25 protein-coding genes are annotated in these 25,421 nt (G+C 60.9%); 10 read left to right on the plus strand and 15 right to left on the minus strand.

Annotation, left to right across the window (positions count from 1 at the left end):
* The first annotated feature begins 56 nt into the window (after positions 1-56).
* Both L1K66_RS02135 and L1K66_RS02140 read left to right on the plus strand, forming a co-directional pair.
* Entirely contained in the window at positions 57-1,799 is a 1,743-nt protein-coding gene (locus L1K66_RS02135) for an acyl-CoA dehydrogenase (protein WP_252259413.1), read from the plus strand.
* A 5-nt stretch (positions 1,800-1,804) separates the two neighbouring features.
* A complete protein-coding gene (locus L1K66_RS02140; protein ID WP_252259414.1) occupies positions 1,805-2,629 on the plus strand; it encodes a DUF815 domain-containing protein in 825 nt (274 codons plus the stop codon).
* Here L1K66_RS02140 and L1K66_RS02145 read toward each other — a convergent pair.
* A complete protein-coding gene (locus L1K66_RS02145) occupies positions 2,626-4,107 on the minus strand; it encodes a PQQ-dependent sugar dehydrogenase (RefSeq protein ID WP_252259415.1) in 1,482 nt (493 codons plus the stop codon). The two genes, L1K66_RS02140 and L1K66_RS02145, sit on opposite strands and share 4 nt — an antisense overlap.
* Positions 4,108-4,156: 49 nt before the next feature.
* Here L1K66_RS02145 and L1K66_RS02150 point away from each other — a divergent pair, with 49 nt between their 5' ends.
* Together L1K66_RS02150 and L1K66_RS02155 are read left to right on the plus strand one after the other, a co-directional pair.
* Entirely contained in the window at positions 4,157-4,654 is a 498-nt protein-coding gene (locus L1K66_RS02150) for a GAF domain-containing protein (protein WP_252259416.1), read from the plus strand.
* A gap of 142 nt (positions 4,655-4,796) precedes the next feature.
* Positions 4,797-5,657 carry a hypothetical protein gene (locus tag L1K66_RS02155; RefSeq protein ID WP_252259417.1) on the plus strand — a complete coding sequence of 287 codons (861 nt, stop codon included), beginning with the start codon at positions 4,797-4,799 and terminating at the stop codon, positions 5,655-5,657.
* A 9-nt stretch (positions 5,658-5,666) separates the two neighbouring features.
* Here the strand turns inward: L1K66_RS02155 and L1K66_RS02160 are convergent, their stop codons facing one another.
* From L1K66_RS02160 to L1K66_RS02205, 10 genes are all read right to left on the minus strand, one after another.
* Complete coding sequence (locus L1K66_RS02160) at positions 5,667-8,456, minus strand: carboxypeptidase-like regulatory domain-containing protein (RefSeq protein WP_252259418.1); 2,790 nt, start codon at positions 8,454-8,456, stop codon at positions 5,667-5,669.
* A 28-nt stretch (positions 8,457-8,484) separates the two neighbouring features.
* A complete protein-coding gene (locus L1K66_RS02165; protein ID WP_252259419.1) occupies positions 8,485-9,321 on the minus strand; it encodes a fimbrial biogenesis chaperone in 837 nt (278 codons plus the stop codon).
* 129 nt (positions 9,322-9,450) lie between these two features.
* A protein-coding gene (locus tag L1K66_RS02170) for an IS3 family transposase (protein ID WP_252258086.1) occupies positions 9,451-10,601 on the minus strand; the annotation gives its coding sequence in 2 pieces (ribosomal slippage) (positions 9,451-10,349 and positions 10,349-10,601; 1,152 coding nt in all).
* 173 nt (positions 10,602-10,774) lie between these two features.
* Positions 10,775-11,314 (minus strand): DUF4402 domain-containing protein, encoded by a 540-nt coding sequence (locus L1K66_RS02175; RefSeq protein ID WP_252259420.1) that lies wholly within the window; start codon positions 11,312-11,314, stop codon positions 10,775-10,777.
* A gap of 243 nt (positions 11,315-11,557) precedes the next feature.
* A complete protein-coding gene (locus L1K66_RS02180; RefSeq protein WP_252259421.1) occupies positions 11,558-12,547 on the minus strand; it encodes a ParB/RepB/Spo0J family partition protein in 990 nt (329 codons plus the stop codon).
* Positions 12,544-13,320 carry a ParA family protein gene (locus L1K66_RS02185; RefSeq protein WP_034956523.1) on the minus strand — a complete coding sequence of 259 codons (777 nt, stop codon included), beginning with the start codon at positions 13,318-13,320 and terminating at the stop codon, positions 12,544-12,546. The genes L1K66_RS02180 and L1K66_RS02185 overlap by 4 nt, the downstream gene beginning before the upstream one ends.
* A 63-nt stretch (positions 13,321-13,383) precedes the next feature.
* Entirely contained in the window at positions 13,384-14,028 is a 645-nt protein-coding gene (gene rsmG / locus L1K66_RS02190) for a 16S rRNA (guanine(527)-N(7))-methyltransferase RsmG (RefSeq protein WP_252259422.1), read from the minus strand.
* Positions 14,025-15,878: a tRNA uridine-5-carboxymethylaminomethyl(34) synthesis enzyme MnmG gene (gene mnmG, locus L1K66_RS02195; protein ID WP_252259423.1), complete on the minus strand. Its 1,854-nt coding sequence runs from the start codon at positions 15,876-15,878 to the stop codon at positions 14,025-14,027. Before mnmG ends, rsmG begins: the two co-directional genes overlap by 4 nt.
* Positions 15,879-15,948: 70 nt before the next feature.
* Positions 15,949-17,235, minus strand: a complete 1,287-nt coding sequence (gene mnmE / locus L1K66_RS02200; RefSeq protein WP_252259424.1) for a tRNA uridine-5-carboxymethylaminomethyl(34) synthesis GTPase MnmE — start codon at positions 17,233-17,235, stop codon at positions 15,949-15,951.
* Positions 17,236-17,265: 30 nt separating this feature from the next.
* A complete protein-coding gene (locus tag L1K66_RS02205; RefSeq protein WP_252259425.1) occupies positions 17,266-17,529 on the minus strand; it encodes a DUF6489 family protein in 264 nt (87 codons plus the stop codon).
* A gap of 135 nt (positions 17,530-17,664) precedes the next feature.
* Here L1K66_RS02205 and L1K66_RS02210 point away from each other — a divergent pair, with 135 nt between their 5' ends.
* Both L1K66_RS02210 and L1K66_RS02215 read left to right on the plus strand, forming a co-directional pair.
* Positions 17,665-18,360, plus strand: coding sequence for a dienelactone hydrolase family protein (locus tag L1K66_RS02210; RefSeq protein ID WP_252259426.1), 696 nt, complete (start codon positions 17,665-17,667; stop codon positions 18,358-18,360).
* A gap of 4 nt (positions 18,361-18,364) precedes the next feature.
* Complete coding sequence (locus tag L1K66_RS02215) at positions 18,365-18,772, plus strand: nuclear transport factor 2 family protein (protein WP_252259427.1); 408 nt, start codon at positions 18,365-18,367, stop codon at positions 18,770-18,772.
* Positions 18,773-18,778: 6 nt separating this feature from the next.
* On the opposite strand, the gene L1K66_RS02220 is transcribed toward L1K66_RS02215, so the two are convergent.
* The 4 genes from L1K66_RS02220 to hemE form a co-directional block, all read right to left on the minus strand.
* Positions 18,779-19,171 carry a BLUF domain-containing protein gene (locus tag L1K66_RS02220; protein WP_252259428.1) on the minus strand — a complete coding sequence of 131 codons (393 nt, stop codon included), beginning with the start codon at positions 19,169-19,171 and terminating at the stop codon, positions 18,779-18,781.
* A gap of 28 nt (positions 19,172-19,199) precedes the next feature.
* Positions 19,200-20,465 carry a transcription termination factor Rho gene (gene rho / locus L1K66_RS02225; protein WP_034956512.1) on the minus strand — a complete coding sequence of 422 codons (1,266 nt, stop codon included), beginning with the start codon at positions 20,463-20,465 and terminating at the stop codon, positions 19,200-19,202.
* A 205-nt stretch (positions 20,466-20,670) separates the two neighbouring features.
* Complete coding sequence (locus L1K66_RS02230) at positions 20,671-21,117, minus strand: CopD family protein (protein WP_034956511.1); 447 nt, start codon at positions 21,115-21,117, stop codon at positions 20,671-20,673.
* 2 nt (positions 21,118-21,119) lie between these two features.
* A complete protein-coding gene (gene hemE / locus L1K66_RS02235; RefSeq protein WP_252259429.1) occupies positions 21,120-22,136 on the minus strand; it encodes a uroporphyrinogen decarboxylase in 1,017 nt (338 codons plus the stop codon).
* 330 nt (positions 22,137-22,466) lie between these two features.
* Between hemE and L1K66_RS02240 the strand changes: the two genes are divergently transcribed.
* Genes L1K66_RS02240 through coaE form a run of 4 tightly spaced genes read left to right on the plus strand, consistent with a single transcriptional unit; the run spans position 22,467 to position 25,388 of the window.
* The gene (locus tag L1K66_RS02240; RefSeq protein ID WP_252259430.1) at positions 22,467-23,312 is read left to right on the plus strand and encodes a pyruvate, water dikinase regulatory protein; all 846 of its coding nucleotides are present in this window, start codon (positions 22,467-22,469) and stop codon (positions 23,310-23,312) included.
* Positions 23,309-23,917, plus strand: coding sequence for a Maf family protein (locus tag L1K66_RS02245; protein ID WP_252259431.1), 609 nt, complete (start codon positions 23,309-23,311; stop codon positions 23,915-23,917). The genes L1K66_RS02240 and L1K66_RS02245 overlap by 4 nt, the downstream gene beginning before the upstream one ends.
* Positions 23,914-24,771 carry a shikimate dehydrogenase gene (aroE, locus tag L1K66_RS02250; RefSeq protein ID WP_252259432.1) on the plus strand — a complete coding sequence of 286 codons (858 nt, stop codon included), beginning with the start codon at positions 23,914-23,916 and terminating at the stop codon, positions 24,769-24,771. Before L1K66_RS02245 ends, aroE begins: the two co-directional genes overlap by 4 nt.
* Positions 24,768-25,388, plus strand: coding sequence for a dephospho-CoA kinase (gene coaE / locus L1K66_RS02255; protein WP_252259433.1), 621 nt, complete (start codon positions 24,768-24,770; stop codon positions 25,386-25,388). Before aroE ends, coaE begins: the two co-directional genes overlap by 4 nt.
* Positions 25,389-25,421 lie beyond the last annotated feature (33 nt).

Here is a 25,421-nt window from a genome sequence, read left to right on the forward strand (position 1 = left end):
AGACATACTGGCATTTTCCCTTCTCGACACGAACCAAAACAGAACAGGTTACCCACGTGACACCTTACACCCCACCGACCCAGGACCAATTGCTCGCGATCCGCGTGAACGCGGGGATCGAGGAGCTCGCCGAAGCGGAAAAGTTCGCCCATGCGGAGGCTGATCTGGTCGAGGCAATCGTCGAAGGCGTGGGACAGTTTGCGGCCGGCGAATTCGCACCGCTCAACCGGATCGGCGATCTTGAAGGGGCAAAACTGGAGAATGGCGTCGTCCGCCTGCCGGATGGGTTCAAGGCGGCCTATGATGCCTATGTCGAGCAGGGCTGGAATTCGATTGCCAGTTCGACCGATTTCGGTGGGCAAGGCCTGCCCTTTGCGCTGTCCTGCAACGTGCTCGAAAATCTCGGGGCCGCCAATATGGCGTTCAACCTGCTGCCGATGCTGTCGGTCGGCGCGATCGAAGCGCTGGAACATCATGGCAGCAAGGATCAGCAGGCAAAGTATCTGCCCAACCTTGTCAGCGGCAAATGGTCGGGAACGATGAACCTCACAGAACCAGCCGCCGGTAGCGATGTCGGGGCGCTGCGTTCAACTGCAGAGCTGATCAGCGAAGGGCCGCACGCCGGCAAATACCGCATTGCCGGACAGAAGATCTACATCACCTGGGGCGACCACGAGCTGGCGGAGAACATCATCCATCTGGTGCTGGCCCGCCTGCCAGGTGCGCCGGAAGGTTCTCGGGGAATCTCGTTGTTCGTGGTGCCCAAGTATCATGTTAATGACGATGGAACTCTTGGGCCGCGCAACGATCTGCGGCCGGTCAGCCTTGAGCACAAGCTCGGCATCAATGCCTCGCCCACCTGCGTCATGTCCTACGGCGATAATGGCGAATGCATCGGCGAACTGGTCGGGGCGGAGAACCGTGGGCTCGCCGCCATGTTCACCATGATGAACAACGCCCGCATCAATGTCGGCAATCAGGGCGTGCAAATTGGCGAGCGCGCGACCCAGCAGGCTTTGGCCTATGCACGCGACCGGGTTCAATCGGCCCGCGCGGGCTCGCCCGACAAGAATCCGGTTCCCATTATCGAGCATCCCGACGTTCGCCGGATGATCCTGCGTATGAAGGCTCTGACCGAAGGCGCGCGAGCCTTGTTGTATTACTGCGCGGGACAGGTCGATCGCGGAACGCTGGGCGATGTCGATGCGAAGAACCGGGCCGAGATCCTGGTTCCGCTGCTGAAGGCATGGGGCACCGATATCGGCGTTGAAGTCGCCGGGATCGGCATCCAAGTTCATGGCGGCATGGGTTTTGTCGAGGAAACCGGCGCGGCACAGCACTGGCGCGATTCCAAGATCGCCCCGATCTACGAAGGTACCAATGGAATCCAGGCCGCCGATCTGGTCACTCGCAAGCTGGGGCTCGAAGGCGGGGAAGCGATGATCGGCCTGTTTGGCGCCATTGCAGCCGATGCCAAGGGCGAGCCGGGTCTGCACAGTCTCGCGCAGGACTGCATGGATATCGCCCGCTGGATGCGGGACGAAGCGAGCCTTGATGATCGTCTTGCAGGGAGCGTCCCGTTCTGCACCATGGCAGCGGTGGCAGTGACAGGCTGGCAACTGACAAAGCAGGTTGAAGCTGTGGCCGCAGGCGCGGCACCCTCGCTTGCAGAGACGAAGCCGATTACCGCGCGGTTCTTCCTCGACCGGATCGTGCCCGAAGCAGCAGGGCTGAAAGCCGGGGCGATGGCTGGGGCCGATCTGCTCTACGCCCTACCCAGCGAAAAACTGGCCGGTTGATCGGAATGGCCTCGCAACAGGACGTTCTGGCGCGGATTGCCGATGCCCTCGAACGCCTTGCCCCGCAGGCCCCGGCACCAACCGACTGGCTTTCGGCTCCGGCGTATTTCTGGCGTGGTGAGACGGTCTTGCCGGTTGGAGATATCCCTGCATTGCCGCTCGGGAATCTGCGCGGGATCGATCAGCAGAAGGCTGCGGTTTGCGCCAATCTCGAACGGCTTGCCGCCGGGGCTGCCGCTCATGACATGCTATTGTGGGGCGCTCGCGGAATGGGGAAGTCGGCGCTGATCCGCTCCGCGGTGAACGCTGTCCAAGCGGGCGCGGCCGTGAAGCTCGGACTGGTACAGGTCGCACCGGATGCCCTGTTGCACTTCCCGGCGCTGATTGCCGCCTTGTCCAAACAGGACCGGGCTTTTCTATTGTTTGTCGATGACCTCGGCTTCGGCGCCGACAGCGCGCAGGAGAACCTTGCGCTGCGCAGCCTGCTCGACGGCGGGATCGTCGCGCGCCCCGGCAAAATCCGGATCGCCGTCACCTCCAATCGGCGGGCGATCGTCCAAAGAGAGGCTGACGAAGCGGACGCCGTCCATGAGCGCGACGAGCGCGACAATGCCCTGGCCCTGGCTGACAGGTTCGGCCTAACGCTCGGGTTTCATCCCTGTGGGCGCGAAACCTATCTCGAGATTGTCGCCAGCTATGCGGAACCGCTCGGGCTGGAAGTCGATGCCGAGGAAGCGCTGGCCTTTGCGATTGCGCGCGGCAACCGTTCGGGCCGCACGGCGTACCAGTTCGCCTGCGAACTGGCCGGCCGCGCGGGATTGACGCTTTAACGGATCTGCTGCCCGGCCTGTTCGCGCAGGTAATCTTCCTCGAACGACGCACGCGGATCCACCAGTTCGCGTTGCGGGCGCAGCGGAGCTCCGCGAAGGCGCGCGATCCCGGCACCGGCCTCGCTGTCGGGTGCAAGGGTGCGCCAGATTATCCCGGCCGTGTCATCGGACACCAGCAACGACCCGTCCCCGGCCCATTCGACCCAGGTAGGGCGACCCTTTGTGGTGCCGTCGGCGTTGAGAAAGCCGGAGAGAACCGGAACAGGTTTGCCCTTCGGTTTGCCGCGCTCGTCAAAGGCGACATAGACGACGTCGTAACCCGAAGGCGGCTTGCGGTTCCACGAACCATGCCGGGCAATGAAGGCACCGCTCGCCATGGCGTCACCCATGCGGTGGCCCTCTGCCGTGAACACGAGACCAAGCGCAGCGACGTGCGGGCCGAGCGCATATTCCGGATTGCGCGAGTATTCGAGCAGGAAGCGCGGCATCGGTGCCTTCACACGGCGGTCGATGTTGTCGCGATAATACACCCAGGGCCAGCCGTATTGCGCCCCCACCGGAACATTGGTGAGATAGTCAGGGACAAGGTCGGAACCTAGCATGTCGCGCTCGTTGACGGTCGTCCACAATTCGCCCGACCACGGGCTGAAATCGAGCCCGTTGGGGTTGCGCAACCCTGCCGCGAACTGGCGCGCCGAGCCTGATTGCAGATCATACTCCCAGATCATCGCCCGACCTTCTTCGACTGCCATGCCGGATTCGCCGATATTGCTGACCGAACCGACGGCGATGTAGAGGCGGTTGCCCTCGGGATTGATCTCCATGTTGCGCATCCAATGGCCCCCGCCTGCAGGCAGGTCCATCAGCTTGCGCGGTTCACCCGTCACCGCTTCGGCACCCAGCTCATAGGGAAAGGCGAGGACTGCATTGTGATTTGCGACATACAGAGTGCCGTCGCGCCAGCTCATGCCGGAAGGGGAATCCAGCCCCTCTTCAAGAATGGTCTGGCGCACTTCGGCAACGCCGTCGCCATCGGCATCGCGCAGCAGCACGATCTGGTTGGGCGAAGCGCCGGTCGCGCCCGCTTCTGACAGCAGCATGGAGGCGATCCAGCCCTTGATCGAATCCATGATCCCGCCGTCACCGCCTTCCGGCGCGGGCGCGCGGGTCAGTGTCACCAGAACATCGCCATTGGGCAAAGCATAGAGCACGCGTGGATGCTCCAGCCCTTCGGCAAATCGATTGACGGTCAGGCCCTCGGCGGCCTCTGGCACTTGCCCGTCTTCCCAGCCGACCGGCTTGGCTATCTGGACGGTGGGGAAACTTTCCGCCTCCGGTGCCTGCAGCATGGGATCCGTCCCCGCTACCGCTTCAACCGACAGATCGGCGGTGTCCCCGCGCGACAGATAATAGAGCCCGCCAGCGAAAACGACGGCGAAAACGACAAGAGCGATTGCGAGTTTGCGAAGAATTCCCATGTGAAGCGAGATAGAAGAGCCATCCGGTTCCGACAACAGGATAACGCCAGTGTACGATTTCAAGCCAGACCCGTCCCTCGATCCGGCGGAGCGCTATCGCCAATTGTGCGATGCCGCCGATGCATTGACCAGCACGGAGCCGGACGGCGTCGCCAATATGGCCAATGTTGCCGCGCTGATCTGGGAATTCCTGCCCGATCTCAACTGGGCCGGGTTCTACCGGATGGGGCAGAATGCCAGGGGTGAAAGTGAGTTGGTGTTGGGACCATTTGTCGGTCGTCCGGCCTGTATTCGGATTCCCTTGGGTGTCGGGGTTTGCGGAACCGCCGCCCAAAGCAAGACGGCTCAACTGGTTGAAGACGTTCACGCCTTTCCCGGCCACATCGCCTGTGATGCGGCGAGTCGGTCGGAATTGGTCGTTCCGGTGATTCGCGAAGGGAAGGTTGTTGCGGTTATCGATCTCGACAGCCCCGAACCGGCGCGGTTCACCGAAGCGGACGCAGACGGGCTGGAGGCGCTGGCGCAAATGCTGGCTGATCGCATCTAGTTTCTGCCGGGCAATCGCCCCGAAACGAGACACCGGCGGCAAGGGCGCTTGGTGAGCTGGCAAAGCAGGTGGTAAACCGCTTGCTAACCATACGTTTTGTCACGCTCGCGCACCTTGCGCCGATTCTTCCGGGGGGAACCTCATGCAATTCAAGTCCAAAACTCGTCGAGCAGCCTTCGGATTCGGCAGCGGCATCGGTATCGCGATAGCAGCTGCCGCAGCGCCTGCCGTCGCCCAGGCGCAGGTCGTCGCCCCGATGACGAGCGAAGAAATCCGCGCCCTTCCAGTGGAATACCAAACCGCGCCGGCGATCGAGGAATTCGAGGAACGGACCATCGACGCCAATGGGGTCGAAACCATCACTCGTACCCGCGTGATCGAAGCGGCAAGCCCCTATCCCACGGGCGGACACCATTATCAGCAGTACACCCCGGCCTATCACCATGCTCCCGCGGCCGCCGTGTTCCAGCGCGACCAGTGGATCGCCGAATGTGAACGCCGCACAGCCAATCGCGGTGACAGCGAGAGGGGCGGCATCATTGGCGCCCTGCTTGGCGCGATCGGGGGCGGCATCGCCGGAAATCGTATTGCCGACGCAGGTGACCGCCTCGGCGGAACCCTGATCGGTGCAGGGGTTGGCGGGCTGGGCGGCCTGCTTCTCGGCAGTCTGATTGGCGGGGGTCGCAATGATCGTGGTGACTATGACTGCGAGGCCGCGCTCGACAGCTATCTCTCGCAATACGGCCATGGCGCTGCGCGCTATATCCCGGCACCTGCCTTTGCCCCGGCAGCTCCGGTGCAACACGGCTATGGCTATGCGCCTCCTCACTACGGCTACAGCTATGCGCCGCCACAGCAGATCGTTTATGTGCCGGTGCACTATCAGCAGCAGCAGCGCGTCGTGGTGACGGAAACCGTCCGCGAAGAGGTGATCCCCGGCGCAACGCGGGTTGTCCCGCCAGCACCGCGCCCCGCGCCTCCGCGCTATATCAAGGGCAACTGATCCTCCGGATCACTCCGGCCTGACGGCAGCAATGACCGGGGCACGCTGTTCCGGCGGTTCAGGCTTGTCTTCCGGGACAAGCCGGATCGTGCCGAAACGCATCACGTCTTCCTCCCGACCAAGGTTGAACCCGCTCTGGCCGCTGCTGGTGCTGAGAGATCCGGCAACCCTCAGAGTGCGCGCTGCATCCGCAGCAACACGCAGCCGGTATTCGCCATAGGGCACGCGCTGGAACAGGAAGAATCCGTCAAACTCGCTGATAGTCTCCGCCACAACGGCACCCTGAGGATTGACCAGTTCCAGCCGCACACCGGGCTGTTCGATGCCGGACGGGTTCAGCAGCGATCCCTCGACTTCGCCGGTGGGAGAAATGGCCAGTTCGATCTGAGCGACGACGCCCGGGCGTGGGGTAACGACCACGCCTTTGACCGATGGCGCAAGGAAAGGATCCCGCAGCGAGGATTCATCGATCCCCACCAATACCGGACGGAAGGGGCGCAATTCATCGACAATCGCACGGCCATTCGCCCTGGTGATCGCCTCGGTCCCGCGCAAGCCGGCCTCCACCATTACGTCCGGGAGCACTTCCTCGCCCGGATCGCGGCGCGAATTGCCGTTGTCATCTCGGAAGACGGTTACGGCAGCCTGGCCGCTGCGAGCCAGTTTGGTGTTGGTCACCCTGATGCCACCGGAAACCGGATCTGGGCCAAGGCTGAATGCCAGTTGGACCGAGGCCCCCACGCCACCGCGGGAAGTTACAAAGGCGTCCCCGCGCAATGAGAACTCGTCAAACCGGTGTGAATAGCCGGTTGTAAGGCGGAATTCGTCGATCCGGGTCGTGTAGTCGAGCTGGGCCTGAAAATCGGAGTCTTCGCCGAAGCTGGTATCAAGCCTGACTGTCGCGCTCTCAAGGCCCTTGTCACGCCCGGACGTGAGGAAGGTAGCATTGCCACGCACCCGGAAGTGTTTGAACCGGGCATTGGCAAGCATTCTGACGCGGGTTTCCGAATCAGCCGGAGTGACAGGGCTCCTGGTGCGTTCCTGATGGCTCAATTGCGCTGACACGGCGAAGCGGCCCGCAGTGAGCGAGGTCGTCATTAGCAATTCGTTAACTTCTGTACCGTCCTTGAGCTTCGAATGCGAGATATCTGCCTGTAATGGCAGAGAAAACTTGCCCAACGCCAGTGAAGTATCGAAATTGAAGCCTGCCCTGTAGTCAAGCTGCTGTTGCGCGAACTCGGATGTGAAGTTTCCGAAGGCCACGAGGGCATTCGCACCGAAATTGAAGCGTCCGAGACGGCCAAGCGCCCGTGCTTCGGCGACCGAACCGGCCCCGAATTCGTGCGCACCGCCGAATTCCAGCTGCATCGCCCCGAATGAGCGCATGAGCGCGCCTTCCAGGTACTTCCGACGTCGTCCGTCAAAGAACAGGCTCTGCACGCTGAGAGCAGCGCTGGTTCTCTTATCCAGACCGCGCTCGACGCCGACGCCCCAGCGCCATTTCTGCGGAATTGTTTGCACACTGGAGTCCAGATCGATCAAATCTCGATCGTTCTGGACAATTCCCGCCCAATATTGCGTTTCGCCCGGTTCGATCTGGTTGAAACCGATGGGGACGAAGGTCTTGTCGCGGCGAACCTGCCCTTGCGGCCCGTACAGCACGACTTCGAGGTCGTTGCGGCCGAAAAACAGTTCCACATCAAGGAATTCGTAGCGCCCGTCGCCGCGATCGTCCTGGAACGCGATGAGCTGGCCGTTGCGATACAGTTCCGCGTCCCATCCTGCCGGCAGAACACCCCGCAAAGTGGTGGTTGAGAAGCGCGAAACCTGTCCAATTGGCTGATTGCTGATGAACGCACCCCGGCCAATCGCGGTCTGGGCCGTAAGGCGGCCTGGAACGGTCTCAACGTCGCCAATAGCGACCTGAGTGGCTTTGAGTGGGCCAAGGAGTTCGCCGTTCGGATCGTTGCGATAGGCACGCACGCGCAAGGCGCTGGGTTTGAGCTGGTCATCGGTCGCAAGGCGAGCGAAATAGCTGGCCCCCAACGCCTCTCCCGCGGCGTAGAGTTCGACGCGGGCTTCTGCGCCATCGCGGCTGCTCTCACCTGTTCTCACCCCCGCACGGGCGACGAAGTCGACCGATGGAGTGCGCCAGGGGCGGTATTCCATTTCCGCCGTAGGGTATTGGGAAAGGTCGAATTGCTTTGGCCCGCCACGAAGTCGCGCGGCGCGACTTCTGCGCTCTATCGCCTGCATGAACGGGAGTTCGCGGTCGGATTCAAGCCGGACGATCGCATTGTAGAGATCGGGTTTGAACGTGATGCCAAACCATCGTGACAGCGCATTGGTATCGACGCACCAACCTTCGGGAGTGTCATAAATGTCCCGAGCAACCGGTGCGCGCCCTGTGTTCACGTTTTGTACCGTACCGGAGTCGCGATCGAGGGTGAATTTCTGGTCTTCCGCGAACAACCAGCCAGTTGCGCGGCGCGACTCTTTGTCGATGCGGATCGGAAGATCGAGCGATTGGATGACATCGGCAAGATCAAGGCATATGCCGCGATCAGTCTGGTAACCGCGCACGTCGTAAGTCAGCTTGTAGTTCTGAATAACGAGCTGAAGGAAAAGGAAATCGTCATCATTGGCTTGCCAGTTCGAAGCCGATTGCGCGCTCGCTGGCTGATAACTGGCGTTTCCGTTGGAATTCTGGGCCTCAACAGGCGTTTCGGCCATAAACGCGCCAAGCGCCACCGCGATACTCGCGGCGGCGCCCAGGGTTCGATGGCGAAGCGCTCTCATGGCAATCTTGTCCGATCAGCCCATCGGCTCAGCCCAGAAAGCTGTCCACGGCGGCAATAAGGCCGCCTCCGGCTTCTGGCATTTCGCGGTATTCGATCCGCAGCTGTCCGGTGAGGTTGGCTCTCTGGTCAGGCGTTAGGCGGACCCGCACTTCCCGTTCGTTGAGTTCGGGATAGACGGCGACACCGCGCAATTCGACGATCGGTTCCGGCAGGCCGGGCTTGGTCACGCTCAGCACCCCGTAGGTCGAGCTTTCCCCCGCGCGGCTGATGGAAAGCGACAGTTCCGGCCCTGCTTCACCTTGCACGATGCTGGGCTGGTTGAGGGCAACCTGCGCCTCGACCCTGCCCTGGCGCACGATGATGGGAATGGTGACGCCATAGATCGGGATCAACTGGATCGACACACCATCGGTTTGTTGATCCTGATCGCTCACCTCGCGCGGGCGCGGTATGGCCTTGAACGACATGTGGACGCGATACTCGCCATCGGCGAGATCCGCGCCGGGCCGGGCCGCGAGACGAACGGCCTGCGGCTGACCGGGCGGAAGCGTGATGCGCCGCGGAGCGTAGCGGATCATTCCGAGTGCCGCTTCCTCGATGGCGTTGGCATCGGTCCGCTCGACCGGTTCCAGCCGGCCGTTTTCGAGCATGCGGCGCAGTTCGAGTTCGATGCGATAGGTTGCTTCTTCGGAGCCAATATTGCTGAGAATTACCTCTGTGCCGCGCGATCCATCAAGAATGACGCGTGTCGGTGCCACCAGCAGGTCACCCTGTGCCTGAACCGGTGCTGCGAGAGCGACAGTGGAGGCGGCAACCAAAGCAGCGGCAATACCGGAGATTTTCTTTATTTTTTTGAATGACATCGCGTCGATTGCTCCCTGGGTCGGACAATCGGGACCCTTCCGACTGCCCACGTATTTTCACGGAGTTTGGTAACCGATCAGGGTTAAGAAGAGCTAAACCATGTGACGTGCTCCCCTGATTGTTACCAGTCAGAGGTAGAGTCTGGCTCCTTCATGATGGTTGTTTGATGGGATGGCAACGTGTCTGGGGGCATGCCCCCAGACACGTTGGCCGGCGATCTCGGCGGGGGTCTTCCCGCCCAGTTTCGAGTGTGGCCTGACCGTGTTGTAATCGTGTCGCCAGGCGGCCAGCACGAACCGGGCATGGGCCAGCGAGGTGAACAGCGTCTCGTTGAGGCATTCGTCGCGCAGGCGGCCATTGAAGCTCTCCACGAAGCCGTTCTGCATTGGCTTTCCCGGTGCGATGTAGTGCCACTCGACCCTGCGCTCCTGCGACCAGCGCAGGATGGCCGACGAGGTCAGTTCGGTGCCATTGTCGCTGACCACCGTATGCGGCTTTCCCCGGATGCCGATAAGGCTGGTCAGTTCCCGCGCTACCCGAGCACCCGACAGCGACGTATCGGCCACCAGCGCCAGGCACTCGCGCGTGTAGTCATCGACCACGCACAGGATACGGAAGCGCCGACCGCAGATCAGGCTGTCGGAGACGAAGTCGAGCGACCAACGCTGGTTCGGGCCGTCCGGCAGCACCATCGGCCTGCGCGTGCCCAAGGCCCTTTTCCGGCCGCCACGGCGACGCACGCGCAGCCCCTCCTCCCGGTAGATGCGCAGCAGCTTCTTGTGGTTGGGCCTGATGCCTTCCCGCGCCAGAAGGTAGCCCAGGCGGCGATAGCCGAACCGGCGGCGTTCCGCCGCCAGCTCGCGCAGCCGTTGCCGCAGCGCCCCGTCATCTGGCCTTGTAGGCTCGTAACGGATTACCCTGCGGCTCACACCAACCAGTGCACACGCCCGACGCTCGCTCACCCCGTGATGCTCCCGGGCATAGGCGACGGCTTCCCGCTTGGCGCCGGGCGTTACCATTTTTTTGATGCCAGATCCTTCAGCACCGCGTTGTCCAACATCGCCTCGGCCAGCAGCTTCTTCAGCCGCGAGTTCTCCTCCTCGAGCGATCGCAGCCGCCGGGCCTCGGACACCTCGAGCCCGCCGAACTTAGACTTCCACTTGTAGAACGTCGCCGAGCTGATCCCGTGGCGGCGGCAGACCTCAGTCGTCGCCATGCCCGCTTCCTGCTCCTTCAAGATCGCAATGATCTGCTCTTCGTTGAACCTGCTTCGCTTCATATCGTCCGACTCCTTGCGTCAGACTCTACCAAAAAGCGGTCACATTTCAGGGGAGCACGTCACATGATGGGTCGCGGCGCGGTCACGCAAAAGGAAAGCCGCACCCCTGCGAGAGGGATGCGGCTTGAACCTGTGTCTAAGATGCTATGGCGCCCGGAAGCGCCGATCAGCTCTTACGAATATTCGACCGAGACGGTGAAGGTGCCGTCATAGATGCCCGAAACTTCAGTGCCGTCGAGGGTGATCGTGCCACCTACGTCAAAGGTCGCATCGCCAGCACCGTCGAGGGTCACTTCAGGACCGGTGCCGCCGTTTTCGCTCGAGGTGAACGAATCAAGGATGATGCTGGTTTCAGCAGCCGTGAGCGGTGTGTAGGTCGAGTGGCGCAGTTCCACCGAAGAAGCCGGCAGATTGATGGTCATGGCCTTGTTGGCGGTTCCCTCAACCGAGAAGCTGGCAACGCTGGTGGTACCCGAGCAAACGATGTCCACGGCCGAGCAATCGAGCGTTCCATCGGAGCCCAGCGTCACAGCGCCGCTGCCGCTGACAACCATGGCACCGAAATCAAGGGTGGTATCAGCAGTCAGAACGAGCGCATCGAGCACTTCGGCGGTGGCATCAGCGGTCGCGGTGTCTGCGTGTGCAGCCGAGCTCATACCAAGTGCGGCAAACATGGCAACGCCAGCAGCGCCAAAACGAATGGTCTTTTTCATCATCTGGTCCTTTTCAAACCTGGTCTTTTCCCGTGCACACATGACCAGATTTGCGACCCGAATCGCGCCGAATGGCCATGTCCGCCGAACGGGAAAGCCCCCCGTTCGCACAGCCTAGGTAGAACCCCGAGGTTCAACGTTCGTTTTTGGGTATGGTTACCCGGATGGTAAGGATTGACAGACAGGGCCAGTCAAACGGCGGAAATCTGCCGTTTCCGATGCTCAAATGCAGTGAAATGCGGCTTAAATATCCCCGCCCGTAAGCCGCTGACACACAAGATCGAGCTGATCCAGAGTGCCATATTTGATGGTGACGGAGCCGGATCTCGGGTCCGAATCGGCCTTGATCCGGACTGTAAGCCCAAGAAATTCCTCAAGATGATTCTGCACCGCCACGATGTCGGCATTTTCCGTGATGGTGGCGGTGGAACCGGCGGCGTTAGTGGTGTCAGCCTTCACGCCCTTGGCAAGTTTGCGCACCAGCTTCTCGATCTCACGCACCGAGAGGTTGTCGTTCACGGCTTTGCGCGCAAGATCAGCGGCATCGTCCTGTCCGATGAGAGCGCGTGCGTGGCCCATGGACAGACGACCCGCCTCGACCAGATCAAGCACTGCGGAAGGAAGGCTGAGCAGTCGCTGGATATTGGCCACGTGGCTGCGCGATTTCTCCACCATCCGGGCGATTTCGGCCTGGGTCATGCCCTCTTCTTCCGAAAGCCGGTGATAGGCGCGCGCTTCCTCGACAGGGTTCAGATCCTCACGCTGGAGGTTTTCGATAAGGGCGAGCGCCATAACCTCGCGCTCGCTGAGATCGCGCACCAGCGCCGGAATCTCATGCAACCGGGCCTTTTGCGCCGCACGCCAGCGGCGTTCGCCCGCCACCAGCTGGTACCGCCCTCCCCCAAGCGGCCTGACTATGACAGGCTGGATCACGCCGCGAGCCGCGATCGAGGCGGCAAGTTCATCGAGTGCGGTTTCGTCAAAGTGCTTGCGCGGGTTACCCGGCAACGGCTCAATTGCGGCCACTGCCAGATTTTTCAAAGGAGAATCAGAGGTTTGCTGGCTATTTTCAGCGGCAGAGCCGCTGGTTTCCGGTGCGCTTCGTACCAGGGGTTCCTCACGCTTGGTTTCACCAAGCAATGCGCCCAGCCCCTTGCCCAGCTTTTTCTTCCGATCAGCAGCACTGCGCTGAGGGACGGAAAAACGGATCGGATCGTTGGTGGTGCCGCTCACGCTGCTTGCCTTTCTGCCGGGAAGCGCCCGATCAGCTCACGCGCAAGCCCGATGTAGGCGCGGCTACCGGCGCATTCATTGTCATAGATTAGAGCCGGCATCCCGTAACTGGGAGCTTCGGAAAGCCGGACATTGCGGGGGATGACGGTGTCGAAAACGACGTTGCCAAGGCAATCGCGCACATCATCTGCGACCTGATCGGTCAAGCGGTTGCGGCGATCGAACATGGTGAGAGCCACCCCGATAATGCCGAGCGAGGGATTGAAACGCTGTTTCACCAATTCGACGGTCTGCAGCAGTTGGCTCAGCCCCTCCAGGGCGAAGAATTCGCATTGCAGCGGCACAAGCAGCGTGTCTGCGGCGCACAGTGCGTTCAGTGTCAACAGCCCCAGCGAGGGCGGACAGTCGATGAAGCAGATTTCATATCCCTGGTGATCGCGCAGTGCGGTGCGCAGACGGGCTGCACGATCTTCAACCGAAACAAGTTCAACCTCGGCCCCGCTGAGATCTTGCGTAGCGGGCACGATATCGAGCCCGGGAATGGCCGTTTCGACAATCGCTTCGGCGAGTGGAACCTCGTCAACTAGGACGTCATAGCTCGAAACACCGCGTGATTCCGCGCCCACACCCATTCCGGTCGAAGCATTGCCCTGCGGGTCGAGGTCAATCAGCAGGGTGCGCCAACCGGTTGCGGCCATGGCGGTCGCCATATTGATCGCAGTGGTCGTCTTGCCAACGCCACCCTTTTGGTTCGCAATCGCAATCGTAAGCATCGTGCGTTCCCTATGTCATTTCCGCCAACAGACAGGCGAGGATCGGTTTCAACAGCGTGAGGGTCAGGCGCTCACGATGATTCCAGCCTCCGGATCGGTCAAGGATTGTTTCACGTGGAACATTTTCCGAATCGCCGGCTTGGTTGCGTCCAATTCGTGCGCCGCAGAGCGCCCCTTGGGCAAGAGGTAGCAGGTTCCCCTTGTGGAGAAGGGTGCGGATAAGCGCAGCAACTTCTCCAACGGAGCAAAGGCCCGTGCCGAAATGATCCATGCAGGAAATGGCTCAACCCGCTCAAGTCGCTGCCCGATCACTCGGCAATTGGCCAAACCCAGTTCATGTTTGCAGGATTCGAGAAATTCTACGCGCCGGGCCCGCGATTCGACCACGACCACGGGAATTTCAGGCCTGAGGATGGCAATTACGAGGCCGGGCAGTCCAGGGCCGGTACCAAGATCAAGCCAGAGGCCAGCCGCGCCTTCCGGATATGTTTCACGTGGAACATGCTCAAGAAGCTGGGCACTGTCCGCAATATGGCGCTGCCAGACCTCGGCCTCAGATGCCTTGCTGATCAGGTTCTGACGTGAGTTTTCGGCAAGCAGCAGGTCAACGTAGCGGTTAAGTCGCTCCAGCGCCTCCTCTGTCGCCATCTGCTCAACGTAGCGCTGCGCCTCGCCCTCGCTGGCTAGCCGGGCCTGTCCAGTAGTCATGCCGCTGACTGCCAACGACGAGCGTGTACCAGAAGCGCTGAAAGTGCGGCGGGTGTAACTCCGGGGACCCGACCTGCCGCAGCCAGGCTGGTGGGAGCAGCCGCAGTCAGGCGCTCGATCATCTCGTTCGAAAGGCCGGGAACATTGGCATAGGGAAAATCCGACGCTAGCGGCAATTCCTCACTGGCACGCAGATCACGCAATTCCGATTCCTGTCTTGCAAGATAAGGCGCATACGCCGCATCCTCAGCCATTTCCTCGGCCAGCTGCCTGTCCTGATCGATACCATCGCCCAACCAGGGGCTCAGATCGTCAAGGCTGATTCCATCGTGGGCCAGCCACTCCGAGACCGGCTTCTCGCCGGTATCACGCCGTACTGCCAACCCATGCTCGGCAAGCTCCTTGCCGTGAATCCTGGAAGCAAAAGTGTCAGCAATTGGCCCACGAAGCGTCTCACGCGCTTCGAACCACCGGCGCCGCTCATCGCCGATACAACCCGCTTCGATCCCAAGACCGGTGAGGCGCGAAGACGCATTGTTTGCCCGAAGGCGCAGGCGATATTCGGCCCGTGACGTCAGCATGCGATAAGGCTCGCTCACGCCCTGAAGGGTCAGATCATCAATCATTACCGCAATGTACGAATTCGCACGATCAAGTCGGGGTGCTTGCTTGCCAAGCTGCGCAGCCGCTGCCTCGAGGCCAGCAACCAGCCCTTGCGCCGCCGCTTCCTCGTAACCGGTGGTGCCGTTTATCTGACCCGCACAATACAACCCCGGGATGGCGCGGACCTGCAAGTCGGGCGTCAATGCGCGGGGATCGATGTGGTCATACTCCACCGCATAGCCAGGAACGACCATCTCCACACGTTCAAGCCCCGGCATGGTACGCAGCATGGCTTGCTGGACATCCACCGGCAATGACGTGCTGATGCCATTGGGATAGACCAGATGCGTGTCGAGGCCCTCCGGCTCAAGAAACACTTGGTGGCCATCACGATCACCGAAACGATGGATCTTGTCCTCGATTGAGGGGCAATAGCGCGGGCCTGCCGCGCCGATGGCTCCTGAAAACAGAGGCGAACGGTGCAAGTTGGCGCGGATAACATCATGCGCAGCCTGGGTGGTGCGCGAAATGGCGCAGAACACCGGCGGGTTCGGACGCTTTGCTGTAAGTGGCGACATCGTCCACTCATCGGCATCCGAATGCTGCTCTTCCAACGAAGCCCAATCAATCGTTCGCCCATCAAGCCTGGGGGGTGTTCCTGTCTTGAGGCGGGCCATGGGCAAATCTGCGCCGCGCAATTGCGCCGCCAGCCGGGCGGCGGCATTCTCACCAATTCGCCCACCCTCAAACCGTTCTTCGCCGCGGAACAGGACACCGCCAAGGAAAGTCCCTGTGCAAAGGATTACCCTTTCGGCGTCGATCAAGCGGCCGTCGGCGAGTTCCAACCCTGAAACCCGCCCACCATCCAACTTGAGCGCCGCTGCCTCCCCTTCGATCAGGCTCAGGTTCGGCTGATTGTGGACGATGGCCTGCACTGCGGCCTTGAAGAGCTTTCGATCGGCCTGAACGCGCGGACCCCAGACCGCACTACCCTTTGAGCGGTTCAGCATCCGGTAGTGGATCGCCCCAGCATCGGCAGCACGCCCGATCACGCCATCCAGAGCATCAACTTCCCGAACCAGATGGCCCTTGCCGAGACCACCAATCGCCGGATTGCAGCTCATGGCGCCGATGGCGTTAAGGTCAAAGCTGACCAACGCAGTGCGTGCGCCCATGCGAGCCGCCGCACAAGCAGCCTCGACACCGGCATGGCCGCCGCCAACCACGATTACCTCATAGGATTGCATGAGCGCCAAATAGGGGCAGCGCCCCGTCCCGTCAAAGCTGTTTCACGTGGAACACCGCGCGGGCGCAGAGCTATTTACCGATGCAGAAACGTCCGAACAGCGCATCAAGCATATCCTCTGTGGTTGCCCGACCGACCAGACGATCAAACGCAAGGCGCACCCGCCGCAACTCTTCACCCACAATCAGCAGATCCGACCGGGATTTCGCAGCGTCGAGCGCCTCCAGGGCCTCCTCAAGCCGAGCGTACTGCCGTCGATTGAGCGTCGCCTCTCCCGGACGAGGCATGGATTGGCGTGCATGGGCAACAAGGTCAGCCTTGAAATCGGCCATCCCATCGCCGGTCACAGCCGAAACAACATGGCGCGCCCGCGCCTTCTTGATCCGGTCAGCCTCGTCCGAGCGAGCGGAAATTTCCCACGCACCCTTGGGCCCCTTCCCCTCGTCCCCCAGCCAAAGGGCTAGATCCGCACGGTCAACCTCGGCATGGGCGCGGGCGATGCCGATAGCCTCGATCTCCTCCGCGCCATGCTCTCGCAGTCCGGCCGTGTCCACAAAGGTAAAGGGGACTCCTGAGATCGCGACCGACCGCTCGATCACATCGCGCGTAGTACCCGCGATTGGAGAGGTGATTGCCGCCTCGCTCTCGATCAAAGTGTTGAAAAGTGTGGATTTTCCAGAATTTGGTGGACCAGCAAGCACCACCCTGAAACCCTCCTTGAGTTTCTCGGTCCGGGGACGCTCGAGAAACTCCCGCATTTCAGCCATCAGGCTATCGACGTTCCACGTGAAACCCTCGGGCAGATCATCGACATCGCCCTCGTCCGAGAAATCGAGCGCAGCCTCGACCTGCGCGGACAGGCGAAGCGCCTCATCCCGCCAGGCTTCGACCCTCGCCGAAAGCGCGCCGCCCATGTTGGTGAGCGCCGCGGCGCGTTGCAGTTCGGTCTCGGCTTCGAGCAAGTCGGCGAGCCCTTCGGCGGCAGCCAAATCGATCCGGCCATTGGCAAACGCCCTGCGGGTAAACTCGCCTTCCTCGGCCGGTCGCAATCCATCCAGCGACCCCAAGGCGGCGCAAACCGCTGCAACAACCGCTCTTCCCCCGTGGCAATGCAATTCGACACAGTCCTCACCGGTTGCCGAACCGGGGCCCGGAAACTTCAGGACGAGCGCCTCATCGAGCAAATCGCCATTCTTGCCAAACAGCTTCGCCAGGCTAGGCCGGCGCGGGGCAACATCGCGACCAACCAGCGAATTCAACGCGCCAAAGGAATCCGGCCCGCTGATCCTGATAACCGCGATGGCGCAGGGAGGTGCTCCGCTCGATACGGCAAAGATGGTTGAGCCATTTGCAGACATTGCATGCGCGCCCGGACAGCAGGTCCGTGATCAGTCCTTGCTTCCACCCTTCGATGGAGAGCCCGAAGCCCCGCGCATCCCGCCTTCGACAAAGCTTTGGAACAGTTTCAGCCCGACCTGCCCCATTGGCGCGAGCGCCTTGGCATATTCCTGCAATTGATCGGGGTTACTCACGCCCTGCATCGCCTTGGTGAGATTGTCGACGTACACATTGTTGGCCTGGGTCACATCGGGCAGCCCCATGAAACTGCGGGCTTCTTCCGGTGTGCATTCGATTTCAATGTTGATCTTCATCGGTTCCTCCCCTCGCCCGTGTCGAAACAGGGTCATATGCCTTGTCTCACCACATTTGGGTTTGGCCAAGTTCAATCGCAATGGCTAAACCGCAAACCAACCCAGACACGCCTACCCAAACGAAAGGACCCGACAATGGCAACGGTTTCCATTCCCACCCTCGAGAAAGACTCGGAATTCGGCGCCTATGTCGCGCGCCCGGGATCAACCCCCAAAGCCGCGATTATCGTCATTCAGGAAATCTTCGGAGTGAACACCGGAATCCGCCAGAAGTGCGACAAGCTGGCAGCCGAAGGGTATCTGGCGCTGGCCCCTGACCTGTTCTGGCGCCTGCAGCCCGGCATCGAACTGGATCCGGACGTGGAGCCGGAATTTCACCAGGCGCTCGAATGGATGGGCAAATTCAATCAGGACGCCGGCATTCGGGATATTCAGGCAACCATCGACTTCATCCGCGAACACGAAGGCATCGAGAAGGTCGGCTGCGTCGGCTATTGTCTCGGCGGTCGCTTGGCCTTCATGACAGCGGCGCGCACCAGCATTGATGCCTCTGTCGGATATTACGGTGTCGGCATCGATGGCCTGTTGGGTGAAAAGGAAGCCATCGCGAATCCCTTGATGCTGCACATTCCGACGGAAGACGGCTTTGTCGACAAGACGACGCAGGCCGCGATGCATGCGGGGCTGGACGATCACCCACGTGTCACGCTGCATGATTACGATGGCCTTGATCACGGCTTCGCCACCGAAATCGGCAAGCGCCGGGACGAACGCGCGGCAAATGTCGCGGATGGGCGGACTTCAGCCTTCTTTGCCGAACATCTGGGGTAATACGATGGACACAAGATCAGCCCTCGCCCGCTGGCACGAAGTCGCCGCCGCAGGAAGCAAACCCGAAGAGATTGCCGCCATCATGCGCGAAGATGCGGTATTCCTCTCGCCCGTCGTTCATACCCATCAAAAGGGCAGGCCGATCGTCGTCGCCTATCTTACCGCCGCAGGGAAGACATTGGGGAATGACAGCTTCCGCTATGTGCGCGAAGTCGTTGGCGAAGGCACGGTTGTGCTGGAATTCGAAACCGAGATGGACGGCATCCTCGTCAACGGAATCGATATGATCAGTTTTGATGACGACGGCCTCATCACCGAATTCAAGGTGATGGTGCGCCCCCTGAAGGCGATCAACAAGGTCTGGGAGATGATGGCGGCGCAACTGGAGCGGCAAAAAGCCGCCGCCGACTAATTCGCCTCAGTTAAGGACCGCGAAGTTCAGGATCATCCGGCGAACCTCGCCTTCCAACCCCGCCGGCAGGTCCTGTTCGAGCAACTGCCTGCGATTGGCAACACTCTCGGCGATGATCACGCGCTTCATCGCCCATTTGGGGCAGGTGCGCTCGGCAACCTCGCCGCTGTGGAGGATCGAAACACCACTGTGGCGCGGATCCGTGCTGATCCGCGCCATCAGTGCATCCAGTTCGGCCTTGTCGCCTTCGAGCAGCTGGAGGAAGTTGCGACCATTGTAGAGCAGCAGCCCGGTGACGTCGCGCGCGGGATTGTTGCGCGCGCTCGTCGCCAGGATCGCATCCACCTCGTCACGCGAGAGGCTGGGTGCGGTGCTGATGTACAGATACTGGCTGAGCATTCGCCCCCTCCCTTGGTGAGCCGGCCCCTTACTGATTCATGGTATCGAAGAAATCCTCGTTGGTCTTCGAATCCTTCATCTTGTCGAGCAGGAACTCCATCGCATCTACGGTGCCCATCTGCATAAGGATGCGACGCAGGACCCACATCTTCGACAGCTTGTCCTTCTCGACCAGCAGCTCTTCCTTGCGGGTGCCCGACTTGCCGACATCGAGCGCCGGGAAGATGCGCTTGTCCGAAACCTTGCGGTCGAGCACGATTTCCGAGTTGCCGGTACCCTTGAACTCTTCGAAGATCACTTCGTCCATGCGGCTGCCGGTGTCGATCAGCGCGGTAGCAATGATGGACAGCGAACCGCCTTCCTCGATATTGCGTGCAGCACCGAAGAAACGCTTGGGCCGCTGGAGCGCGTTGGCGTCCACACCACCGGTCAACACCTTGCCCGAACTTGGCACCACAGTGTTGTAGGCACGGCCAAGGCGAGTGATCGAATCCAGCAGGATAACCACATCGTGCTTGTGCTCGACCAGACGTTTCGCCTTTTCGATAACCATTTCAGCAACTTGAACGTGGCGATTGGCCGGTTCGTCAAAGGTCGAGGAGATCACCTCGCCCTTCACGCTACGCTGCATGTCGGTGACTTCTTCAGGGCGTTCATCGACCAGCAGGACGAGCAGGAACACCTCCGGGTGGTTGTCGGTGATGGCCTTGGCAATATTCTGCAGCAGCACCGTCTTACCGGTGCGCGGCGGCGCGACGATCAGCGCGCGCTGGCCCTTGCCCTGCGGCGAGATGATGTCGATCACACGGGCCGACTTGTCCTTCACCGTCGGATCGAGCGTATCGAGATTGAGCTTCTCGTCCGGATACAATGGCGTGAGGTTGTCGAAATTGGTGCGCATCCGCACCGCTTCGGGGTCTTCGAAATTGACCTTGCTGAGGCTGGTCAGCGCAAAATACCGTTCTCCGTCCCGCGGAGCGCGGATTTCGCCTTCCACAGTGTCGCCGGTGCGCAGACCCCATTTGCGGATCTGGTTGGGCGAGACATAAATATCGTCCGGCCCGGCGAGGTAATTCGCTTCGGGAGAACGCAGGAAGCCGAAACCGTCCTGAAGCACCTCGATGGTGCCGATCCCCATGATCTTTTCTTCGTATTCCTCGTCCTCTGCGAGTTCACGCAGGATGCTGAACAGCAGGTCCTGCCGCCGCATGGTCGAGGCGCCTTCGACGCCGAGCTCTTCCGCCATGGCGACCAGTTCGGCCGGTGTGCGAGCTTTCAAGTCCTTGAGATGCATTTGTTTTCTATTCCGATATCTGGAAGTGGCCGGCTGGTCAGTACCTCTTTGGACGAGGCGCTCCTTGGATGATCATAATGTCCGTTCATCGGGAGCTGGGCTTGGAGAAAGCAGACCCGGCCGAGCAGGACGCGCGGCCAATGCCGATTGGGTGGGTTCTAAATATAATCGCGCGCGGACAAGGTCAATCGCGTAAAGCGATCCCTCAGAACGGTCGCAGGTAAACCAGCGCGACAATCAGTACCAGCAGCAGCCCGGGAACTTCGCCGATCATGCGCAGCGTCTTTTCCGAAAGCGGGCGCTCGCCGCGCGCCATCTTCTTGGTCTGCGCCACCAGCCAACCGTGATAACCGGTCAGCACCAGAACCAGCGTCACCTTGGCATGCAGCCAGCCTGCGCCGCTGAAAGCGCCCAGGCCCAGCGCCAGAGTCAGGCCGAGTGCCCAGACCACGATCAGGCTAGGCGTAAGGATGATCTTGCGCAGCTTGCCCATGCGATCGGCCCACTTGGCCTCGCCTTCGCTGCCCGGCGCATGATCAAGCATGTAGATGCACTGGCGCGGCAGCATGAACAGGCCCGCCATCCAGAAAACCATGAACACGACATGGCCGATCTTGAGCCAGAGATAGAGACTCGGGAAAACGTCCTGCATGATCAGCCTCGCACCGCTTTCAGCAATTGCTCTACATGTTCGATCGGCGTGAACTGGCCGATCCCGTGACCAAGGTTGAACACGTGCGGCCGGTCTTCAAACGTCTTGAGGATGTGTTCGACCCGCTTTGGCAAGGCAGGTCCACCGGCTTCGACCAGCAACGGATCGAGATTTCCCTGCACCGGCATCCCTTCCGGCAGCGAAGCGTGCGCCCAGGCCGGATCGAGCGTTTCATCAAGCCCCACCGCATCAACGCCGGTTTCCCGCGCATAGGCTGGCAGTTTCGCCCCTGCCCCTTTGGGAAACCCGATGACCGGTGTTTCAGAGTGCGATTGCTTGATCGCGGCGGCGATTTTCGCATTGGGCGCGATAACCCACCGCTCGAACTCATCCGGAGCAAGGCTACCCGCCCAGCTGTCGAACAATTGCACGGCTTCGGCCCCGGCATCGATCTGCCCGCGCAGATATTCGATCGAAACTTCGATAATGGCATCGCAGATCGCCTGCATCCGCGCCGGATCACGATAAGCCAGAAGCCGCGCCGGCCCCTGATCCTTCGACCCTTCGCCTGCGATCATATAGGTCGCAACAGTCCAGGGCGAACCCGCAAAGCCAAGCATGGTGACCTGATCGCCGATCTGGCTCCGGGTCAAACGCACCGTTTCGTAGATGGGATTAAACAGTTCGTGCTTGGCGGTGAAGGAGTCCAGCTCTGTTTCCAGCAGCGTCGGGCTGAGTTTCGGTCCTTCCCCGGCAAGGAATTCGAGCCCCTGCCCCATTGCATGCGGCACGATCAGAATGTCGGAAAACAGGATTGCCCCGTCAAACCCGAACCGCCGGATCGGTTGAACGGTAATCTCGGCCGCCGCCTCGCTGTCATAGACAAGTTCGAGAAACCCGCCTTTTTCGGCCCTTAGAGCACGATATTCGGGGAGATAACGCCCGGCCTGGCGCATAAGCCACACGGGAGCGATTTCTTGGCGATGACCCTTCAGGGTTTCTAGCAACGGACCAGGCATGGATCCCTCTAAACAAATAAAATAGATTTATAAAAGGATTGATGGAGTCTGTTGGCCCTGTGGATAGCGGGAATTACCCGGCGTTGCCGAAGTTCTCCCGTGTCAGGCCCGCTCTTCCCTCCCATGCGAATCCGCAGCCTTGTGCGGTCAAGCACGATCTATCCCCATTGTCCCCAGCCTGTCGACATTCTCTGCTGCGTGTAGAGAAATGCTCTGGCGGAATGGCCTGCATCGGGGAGCGAATTTGATCCCGTGCTTGTCGACGCTTCTCTCCCGTGGTTTATGCCCCCTGTTGTCAACAAGTCGACGAGCCGTGTTTCGAATCGCTTCATGAACCGCCTCAATCTCCACCTCGTCTCGGATTCGACCGGCGAAACGCTCGAAATGATCGCCAAGGCGGCGCTGGCCCAATTCGATGATCCCACGGTCAACCGGCATTTCTGGCCGATGGTGCGATCGCGCCAGCATCTTGACCGGATCGTTCCCGATCTGGCGGATAATCCGGGATTGGTGCTGTTCACTCTAGTGAACCCCGATACCCGAGCCCGGCTTGAAGAACATTGCCGCCATCTCGGCCTGCCCGCGGTACCCGTGCTTGATCAGGTGACAGCGGCACTCGAAGCACAACTGGGACAGGAAGCTCACGGCCGTCCCGGACGTCAGCATCTGATGGATGAAGACTATTTCAAACGGGTCGATGCGATCCAGTACACTATCGCCCATGACGACGGTGTCGGACACGAGGATTGGGAAGAAGCCGACATCGTCCTCGCCGGGGTTTCACGCAGTTCAAAAACGCCGACCAGCATCTACCTTGCCAACCGCGGTTACAAGGTGGCCAATATACCTCTGGTGGTTGAAAGCCCGCCACCCAAGGCGTTGTTCGGGCTGCGCCATCCGCTCGTCGTCGGGTTGACGACAGCCCCCGAACGACTGGTCCAGATCAGGCGCAACCGGCTCTTGTCGCTCAACGAAGGGACTGAGACTTCCTATGTCGACAACGACAGGGTCAAGGAGGAACTCCAGTTCGCGCGGCGCATGTTTGCCGATAACGGCTGGCCGGTGATCGATGTCACCCGGAGATCGATCGAGGAAAGCGCGGCGGCGATCATCCGGCTGGCACAAGAGCGTGAGCGGCGTGACCGTCCGTTCGACGGGGCGGCCAAACCGATATGATCGAAGCGCAAACCGCGCCCGGGCTGATCCTTGCTTCAAAATCAGCCTCTCGCCGTGCGATGCTTGATGCGGCGGGCGTCAAATATGACGCCATGCCAGCAGACATCGACGAACGGGCCATCGAGGATAACTTGCGCGGCGCGACTCCGGGCGAAATCGCCGAAGCGCTGAGTGTGGCAAAAGCGGCTGCGCTTGCGTCCCTCCACCCTTCCGCGATTGTCTTGGGGAGCGATTCGCTTGTCGTTGCCGGCGGGCAAAGGTTCGACAAGCCCGTTTCACGCGATGACGCGGCGCGCCACCTCGGTTTCTTTTCCGGCAAGGTGATCGAACTTCATAGTGCGGCGGCGCTTGTTCGCGGCGATGGTTGCTTGTGGAGCCATGCCGACTGTGCCCGGTTGCACGTCCGCGACCTCTCGCCTGAATTCATCGAGCATTATCTCGACCACGAATGGCCCGAGATCAGCCACACGGTCGGGTGTTTCCGGATCGAGGCAATGGGTGTGCAGCTGTTCGAACGGATCGAAGGCGATCAATTCACGGTCTTGGGAATGCCCCTGATCCCGGTTCTTGATGCATTGCGTGATGAAGGGGTGTTGATCGCATGACCCGCCCCTATGCCGAAGTGATCGGCGATCCTGTCGCACAGTCAAAATCCCCCACGATTCACAATTTCTGGCTTGGGAAGCTGGGCATTGATGCCGAATACCGCGCAACGCATGTGAACCCGGATGGTCTTGCCGATTATCTGGCCGACCGTCGGGCTGATCCGTACTGGCGCGGGTGCAATGTGACCATGCCGCACAAGCAGGCGGTGATGCCGCTGCTCTCCAGTATTCAACCGCCCGCCGATGCGATTGGCGCCGTGAATACGATTTACCCTGTGTCAGGCGAATTGCTGGCGGGGACCAACACCGATGCAAGTGGTTTCCTCGAGCCTCTGCGCAATGAGCTTGGCAAGTCGCACTATTTTCGGATGGCGAGAATCCTCGGCACCGGAGGCGCTGCACGCGCGATTATCGCCGCGCTGGCGAATGAAGGGTTTACACTCGTGGTTGCCGGGCGTGACCCCGAGAAAGCCCGCATGTTGCTCGACGAGCTGGCTCCGCAGGGTGAGCACCACGCTGTCGCGCTCAGCCACTTTTCGAGCTCCACCGATTTTGCTTTCGATGATCGTGAGGGGTGCCTCGATCTGGTCGTCAACGCATCGCCGCTGGGCATGACAGGCAATCCCGAACTGGAATTCGACTGGAGCCATGCGCCGCCGGGCAGCATTGCCTATGACATCGTCACCAGCCCTGTCGAAACGCGGTTTCTCGCCAATGCCCGCGCCTTGGGCTTGGCCACGATCAACGGTCTGGCGATGCTGATCGGGCAAGCGGCCATCGCGTTCGAAAAATTCTACGGAACGCTTCCGCCGCGCGAATTCGATTCCGAACTGTTCGAGGTGCTGCAGAGATGAACGCTCCGGATCGACCGTTGATAATCGGCCTCACCGGTTCCATCGGCATGGGCAAATCCACCGTTGCCGCCATGTTTGAACATGCGGGAGTGCCGATTTTCGATGCCGATGCGGAGGTGCGCGCAATGCAGGGGCCGGGTGGAGAACTGCTAGAGCAGATCGAAGCCGCTTTCCCAGGATCGACCGGCCCTGATGGGATCAATCGCGAGGCCTTGGGTGGCCAGGTATTCGCTGACAAGGAAAAGCTCGCGCGGCTTGAGGCGATTGTCCACCCGGCTGTCGCTCAGAAAAGGGCGCAGTTCCTCGCGGATAATGCCGATGCCCCGCTCGTCCTGTTTGATATTCCACTGCTGTTCGAACGCGGCGGTCACGAAGCCGTCGACACGGTTGTGGTTGTCTCGGCTCCGGCCGAGGTTCAGCGGGAGCGGGTCCTCGCCCGCCCCGGTATGACGCCGGACAAGTTCGAACACATACTCGGTTTGCAGATCCCCGACGCGAAAAAGCGCGAATTGGCTGATCACATTATCGATACAGGCGCCTCTCTCGCTGAAACCGAAGAGCAGGTTCTGGCACTCGTCGCGAAGTTGCGAGTGCAAGCTGCACAGCGCGGCGAATAGGTGGTTTTGTCGCATCTGCGGCTCTTGCGCTGA

Source organism: Erythrobacter aurantius (genome assembly GCF_023823125.1).
In the GTDB taxonomy this organism is placed as follows: Bacteria; Pseudomonadota; Alphaproteobacteria; order Sphingomonadales; family Sphingomonadaceae; genus Erythrobacter; species Erythrobacter aurantius.

What these genes read in the sequence shown, in the direction of transcription:
- L1K66_RS02140 (WP_252259414.1), top strand. Translation starts at nt 1,805, where the DNA reads ATGGCCTCGCAACAGGACGTTCTGGCGCGGATTGCCGATGCCCTCGAA.
- L1K66_RS02145 (WP_252259415.1), bottom strand. Translation starts at nt 4,107, where the DNA reads ATGGGAATTCTTCGCAAACTCGCAATCGCTCTTGTCGTTTTCGCCGTC.
- L1K66_RS02155 (WP_252259417.1), top strand. Translation starts at nt 4,797, where the DNA reads ATGCAATTCAAGTCCAAAACTCGTCGAGCAGCCTTCGGATTCGGCAGC.
- L1K66_RS02160 (WP_252259418.1), bottom strand. Translation starts at nt 8,456, where the DNA reads ATGAGAGCGCTTCGCCATCGAACCCTGGGCGCCGCCGCGAGTATCGCG.
- L1K66_RS02165 (WP_252259419.1), bottom strand. Translation starts at nt 9,321, where the DNA reads ATGTCATTCAAAAAAATAAAGAAAATCTCCGGTATTGCCGCTGCTTTG.
- L1K66_RS02175 (WP_252259420.1), bottom strand. Translation starts at nt 11,314, where the DNA reads ATGAAAAAGACCATTCGTTTTGGCGCTGCTGGCGTTGCCATGTTTGCC.
- L1K66_RS02185 (WP_034956523.1), bottom strand. Translation starts at nt 13,320, where the DNA reads ATGCTTACGATTGCGATTGCGAACCAAAAGGGTGGCGTTGGCAAGACG.
- rsmG (WP_252259422.1), bottom strand. Translation starts at nt 14,028, where the DNA reads ATGACTACTGGACAGGCCCGGCTAGCCAGCGAGGGCGAGGCGCAGCGC.
- mnmG (WP_252259423.1), bottom strand. Translation starts at nt 15,878, where the DNA reads ATGCAATCCTATGAGGTAATCGTGGTTGGCGGCGGCCATGCCGGTGTC.
- mnmE (WP_252259424.1), bottom strand. Translation starts at nt 17,235, where the DNA reads ATGTCTGCAAATGGCTCAACCATCTTTGCCGTATCGAGCGGAGCACCT.
- L1K66_RS02205 (WP_252259425.1), bottom strand. Translation starts at nt 17,529, where the DNA reads ATGAAGATCAACATTGAAATCGAATGCACACCGGAAGAAGCCCGCAGT.
- L1K66_RS02210 (WP_252259426.1), top strand. Translation starts at nt 17,665, where the DNA reads ATGGCAACGGTTTCCATTCCCACCCTCGAGAAAGACTCGGAATTCGGC.
- L1K66_RS02215 (WP_252259427.1), top strand. Translation starts at nt 18,365, where the DNA reads ATGGACACAAGATCAGCCCTCGCCCGCTGGCACGAAGTCGCCGCCGCA.
- L1K66_RS02220 (WP_252259428.1), bottom strand. Translation starts at nt 19,171, where the DNA reads ATGCTCAGCCAGTATCTGTACATCAGCACCGCACCCAGCCTCTCGCGT.
- rho (WP_034956512.1), bottom strand. Translation starts at nt 20,465, where the DNA reads ATGCATCTCAAGGACTTGAAAGCTCGCACACCGGCCGAACTGGTCGCC.
- L1K66_RS02230 (WP_034956511.1), bottom strand. Translation starts at nt 21,117, where the DNA reads ATGCAGGACGTTTTCCCGAGTCTCTATCTCTGGCTCAAGATCGGCCAT.
- hemE (WP_252259429.1), bottom strand. Translation starts at nt 22,136, where the DNA reads ATGCCTGGTCCGTTGCTAGAAACCCTGAAGGGTCATCGCCAAGAAATC.
- L1K66_RS02240 (WP_252259430.1), top strand. Translation starts at nt 22,467, where the DNA reads ATGAACCGCCTCAATCTCCACCTCGTCTCGGATTCGACCGGCGAAACG.
- L1K66_RS02245 (WP_252259431.1), top strand. Translation starts at nt 23,309, where the DNA reads ATGATCGAAGCGCAAACCGCGCCCGGGCTGATCCTTGCTTCAAAATCA.
- aroE (WP_252259432.1), top strand. Translation starts at nt 23,914, where the DNA reads ATGACCCGCCCCTATGCCGAAGTGATCGGCGATCCTGTCGCACAGTCA.
- coaE (WP_252259433.1), top strand. Translation starts at nt 24,768, where the DNA reads ATGAACGCTCCGGATCGACCGTTGATAATCGGCCTCACCGGTTCCATC.